The 12,203-nt window shown below is 65.2% G+C and carries 14 protein-coding genes; 5 read left to right on the top strand and 9 right to left on the bottom strand.

The window, feature by feature from the left end; genetic code table 11:
* Positions 1–129: 129 nt before the first annotated feature.
* Together ACKLLE_RS24225 and ACKLLE_RS24220 are read right to left on the bottom strand one after the other, a co-directional pair.
* The gene (locus ACKLLE_RS24225) at positions 130–624 is read right to left on the bottom strand and encodes a SprT family zinc-dependent metalloprotease (RefSeq protein ID WP_009397989.1); all 495 of its coding nucleotides are present in this window, start codon (positions 622–624) and stop codon (positions 130–132) included.
* A 128-nt stretch (positions 625–752) separates the two neighbouring features.
* Positions 753–1,352: a Yip1 family protein gene (locus tag ACKLLE_RS24220; RefSeq protein ID WP_064305027.1), complete on the bottom strand. Its 600-nt coding sequence runs from the start codon at positions 1,350–1,352 to the stop codon at positions 753–755.
* 270 nt (positions 1,353–1,622) lie between these two features.
* Here ACKLLE_RS24220 and ttcA point away from each other — a divergent pair, with 270 nt between their 5' ends.
* A complete protein-coding gene (gene ttcA / locus ACKLLE_RS24215; RefSeq protein WP_009397987.1) occupies positions 1,623–2,447 on the top strand; it encodes a tRNA 2-thiocytidine(32) synthetase TtcA in 825 nt (274 codons plus the stop codon).
* Between the two features lie 3 nt (positions 2,448–2,450).
* The gene (locus ACKLLE_RS24210) at positions 2,451–3,122 is read left to right on the top strand and encodes a DNA-3-methyladenine glycosylase I (protein WP_064305026.1); all 672 of its coding nucleotides are present in this window, start codon (positions 2,451–2,453) and stop codon (positions 3,120–3,122) included.
* 87 nt (positions 3,123–3,209) lie between these two features.
* Here ACKLLE_RS24210 and ACKLLE_RS24205 read toward each other — a convergent pair whose 3' ends face one another.
* Genes ACKLLE_RS24205 through arsC form a run of 3 tightly spaced genes read right to left on the bottom strand, consistent with a single transcriptional unit; the run spans position 3,210 to position 4,574 of the window.
* Positions 3,210–3,626, bottom strand: coding sequence for a DUF2069 domain-containing protein (locus tag ACKLLE_RS24205; RefSeq protein WP_420059287.1), 417 nt, complete (start codon positions 3,624–3,626; stop codon positions 3,210–3,212).
* Positions 3,619–4,224, bottom strand: coding sequence for an NAD(P)H:quinone oxidoreductase (gene wrbA / locus ACKLLE_RS24200; RefSeq protein ID WP_064305024.1), 606 nt, complete (start codon positions 4,222–4,224; stop codon positions 3,619–3,621). The genes ACKLLE_RS24205 and wrbA overlap by 8 nt, the downstream gene beginning before the upstream one ends.
* Positions 4,221–4,574 (bottom strand): arsenate reductase (glutaredoxin), encoded by a 354-nt coding sequence (gene arsC, locus ACKLLE_RS24195; protein WP_420059286.1) that lies wholly within the window; start codon positions 4,572–4,574, stop codon positions 4,221–4,223. The genes wrbA and arsC overlap by 4 nt, the downstream gene beginning before the upstream one ends.
* 86 nt (positions 4,575–4,660) lie before the next feature.
* Here arsC and ACKLLE_RS24190 point away from each other — a divergent pair, with 86 nt between their 5' ends.
* Positions 4,661–5,125 (top strand): TlpA disulfide reductase family protein, encoded by a 465-nt coding sequence (locus ACKLLE_RS24190; RefSeq protein ID WP_009397982.1) that lies wholly within the window; start codon positions 4,661–4,663, stop codon positions 5,123–5,125.
* 116 nt (positions 5,126–5,241) lie between these two features.
* Here the strand turns inward: ACKLLE_RS24190 and ACKLLE_RS24185 are convergent, their stop codons facing one another.
* From ACKLLE_RS24185 to ACKLLE_RS24170, 4 genes are all read right to left on the bottom strand, one after another.
* Entirely contained in the window at positions 5,242–5,664 is a 423-nt protein-coding gene (locus tag ACKLLE_RS24185; RefSeq protein ID WP_420059285.1) for an META domain-containing protein, read from the bottom strand.
* Complete coding sequence (locus ACKLLE_RS24180; protein ID WP_064305021.1) at positions 5,643–6,080, bottom strand: hypothetical protein; 438 nt, start codon at positions 6,078–6,080, stop codon at positions 5,643–5,645. The genes ACKLLE_RS24185 and ACKLLE_RS24180 overlap by 22 nt, the downstream gene beginning before the upstream one ends.
* Positions 6,081–6,110: 30 nt before the next feature.
* Positions 6,111–7,100 (bottom strand): 2-hydroxyacid dehydrogenase, encoded by a 990-nt coding sequence (locus ACKLLE_RS24175; RefSeq protein WP_420059284.1) that lies wholly within the window; start codon positions 7,098–7,100, stop codon positions 6,111–6,113.
* Between the two features lie 66 nt (positions 7,101–7,166).
* Positions 7,167–9,920 carry a response regulator gene (locus ACKLLE_RS24170; protein WP_420059283.1) on the bottom strand — a complete coding sequence of 918 codons (2,754 nt, stop codon included), beginning with the start codon at positions 9,918–9,920 and terminating at the stop codon, positions 7,167–7,169.
* A gap of 172 nt (positions 9,921–10,092) precedes the next feature.
* On the opposite strand from ACKLLE_RS24170, the gene ACKLLE_RS24165 reads away from it, so the two are divergent.
* A complete protein-coding gene (locus ACKLLE_RS24165; RefSeq protein ID WP_064305018.1) occupies positions 10,093–10,809 on the top strand; it encodes a response regulator transcription factor in 717 nt (238 codons plus the stop codon).
* Positions 10,810–10,852: 43 nt separating this feature from the next.
* Positions 10,853–12,181: a HAMP domain-containing sensor histidine kinase gene (locus tag ACKLLE_RS24160; RefSeq protein WP_420059297.1), complete on the top strand. Its 1,329-nt coding sequence runs from the start codon at positions 10,853–10,855 to the stop codon at positions 12,179–12,181.
* Positions 12,182–12,203: the final 22 nt, after the last annotated feature.

Genomic DNA, 12,203 nt, shown 5'->3' with positions numbered 1-12,203 from the left:
CATCTTCGGATGGGCTTTTTCATGTCTGCCTGAAGGAACACCGCGGACCCTGTGGGAGCGGGTTCACCCGCGATTGCGGTAGTGGGTTCACCGCCGTAATCGCGGGTGAACCCGCTCCCACAGGGGATCTCATTCCACCCTCACTTCCCCGGTGAACACGAGCGTCTGCCGGCACCGCCGACACAGATACCGCCGTCCCTTGCGCACCAACCCATGGCGCTGCGCCGAAAACGGGAAATCACTCCCGGCACACGGACACCGGTAGATATACCGGGTCACCGTGCGCCGCTGCACTTCATAGTTGTGGCAACGATTCGGCGGCAGTTCATACACGCCGCGCATGATCAACTGCCATTCTTCGCCATGGGGCTGGATACGGTCACCGAACAATTGATGGGCAACCAGGTGCGCGACCTCGTGGGCCACGGTCTGGCGCAAAAAGTCCTCGGCATTCTCGCGGTACAGCTGCAGGTTGAAGCGCAGCAGGTTCTCGTGCAGGTGGGCGACACCGGCTTTCTGCCCGCGCAGCTTGAAGCTGACCTCGGGGCGCTGGAAGGGACGTTTGAAAAAGGCTTCTGCTTGCTTGTAGCAGTCTTCGACGCGGGTTTTGAGCAGCTCTGGCATGCGTGACGGTACTCCTGAGGCGGCCGATTATGCCGCAACCGCCGAAGCGCTGCCGAGACCGCCCGTCTGCACATGAAATCGGGCCGCCCGAAGGCGGCCCGTGGTGTTGCCCCTATGCTGGCATCTTTCTAATTGGTGTAGACCGGTCCCACGCCCAGTCCCCAGGTGATCACGGTAAAGGCCATGATGGCGACCAGCACCACCAGCCCCACCGCCAGCACCGAACTGGAGAACAGGAAGCCTTCGTCCGACGGAATGTTCATGAAGGTCGGCAACCCGACATACAGCAGGTACACCGTGTAGCAGATGGCCGCCGTGCCGACGATCATCCCCAGCCACAGGTGCGGATAGAGCGCCGCCAGGCCGCCGATGAACAGCGGGGTCGCGGTGTAGGTGGCGAACGCGATGCATTGCGCCAGGCTCGGGTTGGCATCGTAGGTGCGTGCCATCCAGTGGATGAACGCGCCCATGACCGCGACGCCGGCAAGCATGGCGACGTACGACATCAGGGTCATCCACAGGGCGCTGTCCATGGTCAGCATGACCGGTGCGCGCTCGCCGATGACCCAGCCGACCTGGGTGGTGCCGATGAACGCCGATACCGCAGGGATGGCTGCCAGTATCAGGGTGTGGGTGAGGTACATGTGGCTGATGGTTTCTTCTTCGCCACGGATTTCCCGCCATTCCTGGTCAGGATGGGTGAACAGCCCAACAACGTGATGGATCATGCCAATCACTCCTACGCCGTTTCCAATCGCCCCCCAGTGGAGCGCTTGCTAGCCCGCAAGGCACGGGCCGGACAGGACAGGCCGCTATCGTTGCGGTCTTATGTCGCAGTATAGGAAGGCGTTCGTCGCACAAATCCGCTTTTTTAGAGCAAATCGCGCTCTAAGCGCCGTGCTTGATTTCCTTGCAGTCTTTATCGGATGGGTCTGTGTCGCGCGGCGGTTTGTGCGTAAAATACGCGCCTTTTGTCACACCTCGCGGATTCAAGCGCCATGGGCACCCTTTCGGTCAATCAGAACAAGCTGCAGAAACGCCTGCGCCGTCTCGCCGGCGAAGCCATCACCGACTACAACATGATCGAGGATGGCGACAAGGTCATGGTCTGCCTGTCCGGCGGCAAGGACAGCTACACCATGCTCGACGTTCTGCTGCACCTGCAGAAAGTGGCGCCGATCAAGTTCGAGATCGTGGCGGTGAACATGGACCAGAAGCAGCCAGGCTTCCCCGAGGAAGTACTGCCGGCCTACCTGAAGACCCTGGGCATCGAGTACCACATCGTCGAAAAGGACACCTACTCGGTGGTAAAGGAGCTGGTCCCGGAAGGCAAGACCACCTGCTCGCTGTGCTCGCGCCTGCGCCGCGGCACGCTGTACACCTTCGCCGACGAGATCGGCGCGACCAAGATGGCCCTCGGTCACCACCGCGACGATATCGTCGAAACCTTTTTCCTCAACATGTTCTTCAACGGCACCATGAAGGCCATGCCGCCCAAGCTGCGGGCCGACGACGGCCGCAACGTGGTGATCCGCCCGCTGGCCTACTGCTCGGAGAAGGACATCCAGGCCTACTCGGACATGAAGGAATTCCCGATCATCCCGTGCAACCTCTGCGGCTCCCAGGAAAACCTGCAGCGCCAGGTGGTCAAGGAGATGCTGGTGGAGTGGGAGCGCAAGTCACCCGGGCGGACCGACAGCATCTTCCGCAGCCTGCAGAACGTGGTGCCGTCGCAACTGGCCGACCGCAACCTGTTCGACTTCACCAGCCTGCGCATCGACGAGACCGCGGCCCCGCGTTTCCTCGACGTGCTGAATATCTGACCCATGCGCGACTACCAATGGCTGCATGAGTATTGCCTGAACCGCTTCGGCTCCGCCGCCGCGCTGGAAGCGTACCTGCCGCAACCGAAGACTTCGGCGCAACTGCGCGCGATCAGTGACGACCGCTACCTCTCGACCCTGGCCCTGCGCGTATTCCGCGCCGGGCTCAAGCACAGCCTGGTGGACGCCAAATGGCCGGCGTTCGAGCAGGTGTTCTTCGGCTTCGACCCGGAGAAAGTGGTGCTGATGGGCGCCGAGCACCTGGAGCGGATGATGCAGGACACCCGCCTGATCCGCCATCTGGGCAAGCTCAAGAGCGTGCCGCGCAATGCGCAGATGGTGCTGGATGTGCAGAAGGAGAAGGGCAGCTTCGCGGCGCTGATCGCCGACTGGCCAGTGACCGATATCACCGGGTTGTGGAAGTACCTGGCCCGGCATGGCAACCAGTTGGGCGGGCTGTCGGCACCGCGGTTCCTGCGGATGATGGGCAAGGATACGTTTATCCCGACCGACGACATGTCGGCGGCGTTGATTGCCCAGGAGGTGATCGACAAGAAGCCGACCAGCTTGAAGGACCTGGCGCAGGTGCAGGCCGCTTTCAATCAGTGGCATGCCGAAAGTGGCAGGCCGCTGTGCCAGTTGTCGGTGATGCTGGCGCATACCGTCAACCATTGAGGGCCTCATCGCTGGCAAGCCAGCTCCCACAGGTACTGTGTTCACCGGACCTGTGGGAGCTGGCTTGCCAGCGATAGGGCCCTCAAATCAGACCGATCCTTCCCCTGCCATCCTGCGATCCAGCTGAAACCGCCAGCGGATATACAGCAGCGCACTGACGAACAACGTCAGGCTGATCACCACTTCCAGCCAGCCGAACAGCGCCCGCGCCGGGTCGAAGGCCGCTTCCACCCCGGTGATGAAGTACAGGTTGAGCACGAAGCACATCCACGCATGGGCCCGCGCGCTGCCGCCGATCATTCCCGGCGCCACCAGCGCCAACGGCAGCAGTTGCACGCCCAGGATCACCCAGCTGCGTGCACCGTGCAGGTCGGTGAAGAACAGCGTATTGACCACCAGCAACAGCACCAGGCTGGCGAAGGCCGCCAGGCTCAGGGCGCGGGTCAGGCGTACCCGCGGCTCCAGCCATTGCAGCGGCGGCAGGACCTTCGGCTTTTTAGCCACGCCCGTTCTCCAGCCGTTTCGCGGTGCTCGCCAGGCGCTGGCCGAGTGCACGGCACAGGGCGATTTCGTCGGCATCCAGGTCGCGCTTGCCATCGGCGCCGGCATGGTGACTGGCACCATAGGGCGTGCCGCCGCCTCGGGTCTCGATCAGCGCCGACTCGCTGTAGGGCAGGCCCATGATCAGCATGCCGTGGTGCATCAGCGGCAGCAGCATCGACAGCAGGGTCGATTCCTGGCCACCGTGCAGGCTGGCAGTGGAGGTGAACACCGCTGCCGGCTTGCCCACCAGGCCGCCGCTCAGCCACAGGCTGCTGGTGCCGTCGATGAAGTACTTGAGCGGCGCGGCCATGTTGCCGAAGCGGGTCGGGCTGCCCAGGGCCAGGCCAGCGCAATTGCGCAGATCGTCGAGGGTGGCGTAGAGCGCGCCGGTCTCCGGGATCGACGGCGCTACCGCTTCGCATTCGGTGGAGATCGCCGGCACCGTGCGCAACCGGGCCTCCAGGCCGGCCAGTTCCACACCGCGGGCGATCTGCCGGGCCATTTCGCTGGTGGAGCCGTGGCGGCTGTAATAGAGGATCAGGATGTAGGGCTGGCTCACGACAGGATCTCCAGCACTTTTTCCGGCGGACGACCGATCACCGCCTTGTCGCCAGCCACCAGGATCGGCCGTTCGATCAGCTTGGGATGCTCGACCATGGCGGCGATCAGTTGTGCATCGGTCAGGGCCGGGTTGGCCAGGCCGAGGCTGCTGTACTCGTCTTCACCGCTGCGCAGCAGCTGGCGCGCGCCGATGCCCAGCTTGCCGAGCAGGGCCTTGAGGGTTGCCGCATCCGGCGGGGTTTCCAGGTAGCGCACGACGGTGGGCGCGAGGCCCCGTGCTTCGAGCAGTTCCAGGGCACCGCGGGACTTGGAGCAGCGCGGGTTGTGGTAAAGCGTCAGGTCGGTCATGTCAGGGTCGCATCCGGCTGTGAGTGGCGGGTATTCTAACCGCAGCAAACCGGCATTTTGCCTGAATCTTGAAGAAGGATTGACCCATGACAAGGCGTTTGGCAGCAGCCCTGGCCATCAGCATGAGCCTGATGCTCGGTGGTTGCGGTGCGGACTACGGCCTGGACCAGAACGGCAACACGGTGAAAGCCGAGCAACTCGACGGGCGCTGGGTGGTGCTCAACTACTGGGCCGAATGGTGCGGCCCGTGCCGGGTGGAGATTCCCGAACTGAACCAGTTCGCCCAGGAATGGCAGGGCCAGGGTGTGACCGTGGTCGGGGTGAACTTCGACGGGTTGCAGGGCGAGGAACTGAAGAAATCCGTGGACACCATGGGCATCGGTTTCACCGTACTGGCCCAGGACCCGGCCGAGCGCTACGACCTGCCGCGCAGCGAAGGATTGCCGGTGACCTACATCATCGACGACAAGGGCAAGGTGCGTGAGCAGTTGATGGGCGAGCAGACGAAGGCGGGGCTGGTAGAGAAGATCAAGGCGCTCAAGGGCGCCTGAAGTCGGATTGTTCTCCCGGGCCTCATCGCCGGCAACGCCGGCTCCCACAATGTCCGCGTACATCGCAGACCTTGTGGGAGCCGGCGTTGCCGGCGATGAGGCCCGGGAGAACCCCCTCAGCCTTCTTCCGGCCAGAACCGCAGCGGCTTGCCGTCGGCCGGCCAGAACCTGACCTGCTCGATCGGCGAGATATCCCAGCGCTCCACCTTGGCCAGCGCTTCCAGGAAGCGCTTTTCCTGCTCCATCAGCGCCGGTACACAGAGCTTGCGGGTGCTGCCGATGGTGCCGAAGCTGAGATGGTGGCCCTGCAGGCTGTACTGGGCGAACCAGTGGTTGCAGCCGGCATTGCCATAGGCCCGGCCATCATCGGCGAGGGTCAGGGTCAGGTGGCTGTAGTCCATCAGCGGACGTTCGCCGATCCACTCCAGCACGTAGCTGCGTTCCTTTTGCAGCTTCACCGGCTCGGCCGCGCAGCCCGCCAGGGCCGCCAGCAACGCGCCGCTCATCAGCAGCTTGTTCACTGCGCCTGCTCCCGGCATTTCGGGCACAGGTGCTTGTCACCCTTGGTCGCCCAGCCCAGTTCGGCAATCCGCGCCACGGCCGCCGGTTGCTGGGCTTTCTTGCCCAGCTTGGCGTCTACCGCGAACTCGAATTCGAGCTCGGCATCGCAGCTATTGCACTCTACTTTCCATTGGTGAATGGCCAGCTCGCCGAAGGCCGGGCCATTGGCCGTGGCGACCCATTGGCCGCGTGGGTTGATCAGGTGGCGGACGTTGTCCACGGCCAGGCGCATCGACAGGTCCTTGCTGCCCTTGAGGGTGACCAGCAGGACGTCGCCTTTCTGGATCGAGCCGCCGTTGCCGGTAACCTGGTAACGGCCCGGCGCCAGCGCGCGGCATTCGATCAGGGTGTGTTGCGGGTTGAAGAGGGTGTAGCGGAAATCGTGTTCGACCATGGGGCCTCCAAATTTGCCGCGTATCCTACCCTATCCCTCCACCAGATTCTGCGGCGTACCGACCATCCATCGGGCGATGTTGTCCAGGGTGGTCGCGGCGATGGCGGCCAGCGCCTCGTGGGTCAGGAAGGCCTGGTGCGCGGTGACGATCACGTTGGGGAAGGTCAGAAGCCGCGCCAGCACGTCATCCTGCAGCGGCTGGTCGGAGCGGTCCTCGAAGAAGATCTGCGCTTCCTCCTCGTAGACGTCCAGGCCCAGGTAGCCCAGGTGGCCGCTTTTCAGCGCCTCGATCAGCGCCGGGGTGTCCACCAGGGCGCCGCGCCCGGTGTTGATCAGCATGGCGCCGGGCTGAAGTCCGGACAGGCTCTCGATATTGATCAGGTGCCGGGTCTGCGGGGTCAGCGGGCAATGCAGGCTGATGATATTGGACTGGCGCAGCAGCTGGTCCAGCGGCAGGTAGCGCGCGCCCAGGGCCTCGACCTGCGGGTTCGGATACGGATCATGGGCCAGCAACTGGCAGCCGAAACCGGCCATGATCCGCGCGAAGGCCAGGCCGATCTGCCCGGTGCCGACCACGCCCACGGTCTTGCCGTGCAGGTCGAAGCCGGTCAGCCCGTGCAGGCTGAAATCCCCTTCGCGGGTGCGGTTGTAGGCGCGGTGCAGGCGCCGGTTCAGGGCGAGGATCAGCGCCACCGCATGTTCGGCAATGGCATGCGGGGAATAGGCCGGGACCCGGGTCACGCTCAGGCCCAGGCGTCGCGCCGCCGCCAGGTCGACATGGTTGTAGCCGGCCGAGCGCAGGGCGATCAGGCGCGTGCCGGCCGCGGCCAGGCGTTCCAGCACTGGCGCCGAGAGGTCATCGTTGATGAAGGCGCAGATCACTTCATGACCGGCGGCGAGGGCGGCGGTGTCCTCGTTCAGGCGGGCGGGCTGGAAGTGCAGCTCCAGCCCGTCCACCGCCCGGGCGGCGGTGAAGCTGTTCTGGTCGTAGGACTGGCTGCTGAAAAACAGGACGCGCATCGTTCATGCTCCCTAACGGTCGAACCGCCAGTGTAGCCAAGTGGCGTCCTGGCGCCTTGCCCTGGGTCAGGCGCTCTGGCGTGCGACGTGCGTCAGCCGGTCGATGGCCCGCTCCAGGTCGTCGAGGGCCTGCTGGGCCTGCGGGTCGTCCTGCTTCAACAGCGTTTCGCTGCGCTGGCAGGCCGCACGCAATTGCGGCACGCCACAGTAGCGGGTGGCACCGTTGAGCCGGTGCACGCGCTCGATGGTCGCCGCGCGGTCGCCGGTATCGCGGGCGGCGCGGATGGCGTGGCGGTCCGACTCCAGCGAGGCCAGCAGCATCGCCAGCATGTCCGCCGCCAGGTCCGGCTTGCCGGCGGCCAGGCGCAGGCCTTCCTCCGGGTCCAGTACCTTCAGTTCGCTGCCGCCGTAAGCACTGGTGCTGCTGCGCTCGTCACGGGTCACGTGGACGGTCAGCCCGGTCCATTTCTGCACCACCTGGGCCAGTTGCCGGTCGCTGATCGGCTTGGTCAGGTAGTCGTCCATGCCGCTGTGCAGCAGGGCGCGCTTTTCATTGGCCATGGCGTGGGCGGTAAGGGCGACGATGGGCAGCGCCTGGCCGCCGTGACCGGCTTCCCAGCGGCGGATCTGCTCGGTGCATTCGCGACCGTCCATGCCCGGCATCTGCACGTCCATCAGCACCAGGTCGAAACTGTCCTGCTGCACCGCCTGGAGCGCCGCCTTGCCGCTGTCTACCGCCAGTACCTCGGCGCCCAGGTCTTCCAGCAGCGTCTGCACCAGCAGCAGGTTGGCCGGGTTGTCATCGACACACAGCACCTTTGGCAGGCGCTGGCCCGGTATTGCCTTGAGCTCGCCCTGGCTGCGCCGCGGCTGGACCAGTTCGAGCAGGGCGCGGCGCAGTTTGCGCGTGCACGCCGGCTTGGCGTGCAACTGGCCATGGGCATTGGGCAGGAACGGGTGATACAGGGTCTGTTCGGTGGTCGGGCAGAGCACCAGGGCCTGGCAGGCGAACCGCTCCAGGCGCTGGATCAACTGGCCGAGGCTTTCCGGAGCCATGTCGTGCAGGTTGACGCCAAGCACCGCCAGTTCGAACGGCTGCCCGGCCAGATGGGCGGCCTCGACCGCGCCAAGCAGTTGCTCGGGAGTGCCGAAGGTGCTGACCGCCAGGCCGCAATCTTCCAGTTGGTGCTCCAGCGCCTGGCGCGCCAGTTCGTGGTTGTCGGTGATCGCCGTGCGCCGTTGGTGCAGGGCTGGCAGTGGCTGGTCCTCGGTGGTGTCGCGGGCCCGTGGCAGGCTCAGGCTGATCCAGAACTGCGAGCCTTCTCCCGGCGTGCTGTCGACACCGATCTCGCCACCCATCTGCTCGATCAGGCGCTTGGAGATCACCAGGCCCAGCCCGGTACCGCCGGCCTGGCGCGACAGCGAGTTGTCGGCCTGGCTGAACGCCTGGAACAGGGCTCGCACATCCTGGGCCGAGAGGCCGATCCCGGTGTCCTGGATGCAGATGCGCAACTGCACCGAGTCTTCGCGCTCGTCCTCGAGCATGGCGCGGGCGACGATGGTGCCCTCGCGGGTGAACTTGATCGCGTTGCTGACCAGGTTGGTAAGGATCTGCTTCAGGCGCAGCGGGTCGCCGATCAGCGACAGCGGCGTGTCCCGATAGACCAGGCTGACCAGCTCCAGCTGCTTGGCATGCGCCTGGGGCGCCAGGATGGTCAGCGTGTCCTGGATCAGGTCGCGCAGGTTGAACGGAATGCTCTCCAGCACCAGCTTGCCGGCCTCGATCTTGGAAAAGTCGAGGATCTCGTTGATGATCCCCAGCAGGCTGTCGGCGGACTTCTCGATGGTGCCGAGGTAGTCGTGCTGGCGCGGGGTCAGCTCGCTTTTCTGCAGTAGATGGGTAAAGCCCAGGATACCGTTGAGCGGCGTGCGGATCTCGTGGCTCATGTTGGCGAGGAACTCGGATTTGATCCGGCTCGCCTCGATCGCTTCCTTGCGCGCCATGTCGAGTTCGATGTTCTGGATCTCGATGGTTTCCAGGTTCTGCCGTACGTCCTCGGTGGCCTGGTCGATGCTGTGCTGCAACTCTTCGTGGGCGCTGTGCAGGGTCTCGGCCATGCGGTTGATGCCGGCGGCCAGCTCGTCCAGTTCATAGCTGCCCATGCTCGGCAGGCGCTCTTCAAGGTTGCCGTCCTTGAGCTGGCTGACCGCGTGCTTGATTTGCCCGATCGGGCCATTGATCGCCCGGCTCATGCGCAGGGCGATCAGGGTGGTCGCCATCAGCCCGAGCAGGATCAGCAGCAGGCTGGCGAACAGCGCCCGGTAACCGCGCAGCAACGTGCTGCCATGGGATATCTCGATCTCGACCCAGCCCAGCAGGCGATCGGTTTCATGGGGCACGGGATCGTCGGCCAGGTCCCGATGATGGCCGAACACCGGCAGCAGGTAGCGGGTGGCATCGCTGCCGGAGCGCTGGAGCATCTGCGTACCGCCACCGGCCGGCGGCATGTTGAGCATGCTCGGCCCGGCGTGGGCGAGGCTGCCGCGGTCGGGGCTGAGGAAGGACACGGCGCGGACATCGGCCTGTTCCAGGGTCTGCGCGGCGATGCGTTCCAGTTGCGCGCGATCCTTGCGTGCCAGGGCCGGGCCCGCAAGGGGCGCCAGGCTCTCGGTAATCATCTGTCCGCGCTGGAGCAACTGGGTCTGCAGTTCGTTCTGCTGCAGCCAGGTGAAATAGCCGCCAAGCACGAGGGCCATGGTCCCGGCGGGCACCACGGCGAGCAGCAGCACGCGGGTCCTGATTCCAAATCGATTCAGCACGCCCGGTCTCCTGTGTCTGCGCGGCGCTGTATGGACAGAAAGCTACCGCGTGTATCGAGGTATTGCACTGGTTAATCGCTCCGTGATGAACCCTCCCTTGTACCCGGATCGGGTTGCCTGGGGAAAGCAATTGCTAAATAATCGCGCGATTGAGAATTGCTAGCAGCCGCCAATGAATCCCGACGTCATCCGCAATCCCAACATTCTCGCGATCGAGGACGATCCGGTGCTTGGTGCCTATCTTCACGAGCAACTCCAGCGTAGTGGTTTTCTCGTGACCTGGTGCCGCAACGGCCGTGACGGCCTGGACCAGGCGCGCCAGCAGCATTTCGACGTCGTGCTGATGGATATCCTGCTGCCGGGCATGACCGGCCTCGACGCCCTGGTGCAGTTGCGCGAGCGCAGCAGCACGCCGGTGATCATGATGTCGGCGCTCGGGGCAGAGGCGGACCGCATCACCGGCTTCCAGCGCGGCGCCGACGACTACCTGCCCAAGCCATTCAGCATGGCCGAGCTGCGGGTGCGCATCGAAGCGATCCTGCGCCGGGTCGATCTGGAACGTCGACAGTGGCCGGCAACCAGGGCGCCGGGCGGCGAACTGCAATTCGACGAGAAGGCCAGCGATGTGTGCCACGATGGCCGATGGGCCGGCCTGACGCCCAGCGAGTACCGGGTGCTCGAAACCCTGCAGCGCAGCCCCGATGAGGTGCTGAGCAAGCCCTTCCTTTACCAGCATGTGCTGCAGCGCGGCTACTCGCGCCACGACCGCAGCCTGGACATGCATGTCAGCCAGATCCGGCGCAAGCTCAAGGCCATCGGCTACCAGGGGCGCCAGCTTCGCACCGTATGGGGCCAGGGCTACATGCTTGGCGCCGGCGAGGACGCGTGAGTTGCCCAATCGTCATTCGCTGTTCTGGAAACTGGCGATCCTCATGGTGGGCTTCTGCCTGCTGCTGATTGGCCTGAGCCTGTCCTGGGGCCGGCAGATGGAAGTGCGCAATGCCTACCTGGCCCCGCATGCGCGGGAACTGCTCGAAGGGTATGCCGCCGAGGCCGAGCGTGCCCTGTTGAGCGGCGGCACGGCGGGTATCGATCTGTGGCTGGGCGGCATGCGCGAGCGTGAACAGGGTTTTATCGCCGTGATCGGGCCAGACCTGCAACCGCTGGGCAGCCTTCCGCTGAGCGATGCCCAGGTCGAGCGCTTGACCAACCTGCGTGGCGTGGATCGTCCGGTCAGCCGCCATTCCAGCACCGCGCCGTGGATGCGCGTACCGTTTCCCGGCGACTCGTCCCTCGGCAGCCTGGTCATCGAGTTGCCCCAGCGGCTGGTCCCCGACCGCTGGAACCTGCTGTTCTGGCGCATGGTCACCAACGGCCTGATCCCCGGGCTGCTGACCCTGCTGTTCTGCTTCGGCCTGTACCGGATGTTGATCCGCCCGCTGCATCAACTGCGCGACCAGGCCAATGCCTGGCGCGCCGAGCAACTGACGGCACGGGTGGCCAGCGCCACCACCAGCCGCCATGACGAGTTCGGTGAACTGGGCCGGGCCTTCGACGATATGGCCGAGCGCCTGCAGGGCACCGTGGCCTTGCAGCAGCAACTGTTGCGCGACCTGTCCCATGAGTTGCGTACGCCACTGAGCCGGCTGCAGGTGGCCAGCGATAGCGAGCAGGATGGGCAACGGCTGCGCGAGCGTTTGCGGCGCGAGGTGCGAGGCATGCAGCGCCTGGTCGAGGATGCCCTGCAACTGGCCTGGCTGGATGCCGAGCGTGCGCCGCTGCCCAGCGAGCCGATCGGCATCGCCGCTCTGTGGGAAATGCTCTGCGAGGATGCCTGCTTCGAAAGTGGCTGGCCGCGAACACAACTGCTGTGCGAAGTGGGTGACGACTGCTGGGTGCAGGGCCATCTCGACAGCCTCGCCCAGGCCCTGGAAAACATACTGCGCAATGCCATCCGTCACTCACCGGCGGGCGGCCTGGTCCGCCTCGGCGGCCAACGCCAGGGCGAGCACTGGCTGCTCTGGCTGGAAGACGAGGGCGGTGGCGTGGACGAGACGGAGCTGGAGCGGATATTCGCTGCTTTCACCCGCCTGGACGGCTCGCGCCCCGGCGATGGTGGCTTCGGCCTGGGCCTGAGCATCGCCCGCAATGCCGTGCAGCGCCAGGGTGGCCGACTTTGGGCGCAGAACGGGACACGGGGCCTGCGCCTGAATATTCGCCTGCTGGCGGCGCAAGCGACAGGCTGTCGCCGAGGCTTATAGCGATCCGCTATAAACCTCGCAG

It is taken from the genome of Pseudomonas bharatica (genome assembly GCF_048586865.1).
GTDB classification, from domain to species: Bacteria; Pseudomonadota; Gammaproteobacteria; order Pseudomonadales; family Pseudomonadaceae; genus Aquipseudomonas; species Aquipseudomonas bharatica.
This window is presented reverse-complemented; position numbering and strand designations above follow the sequence as displayed.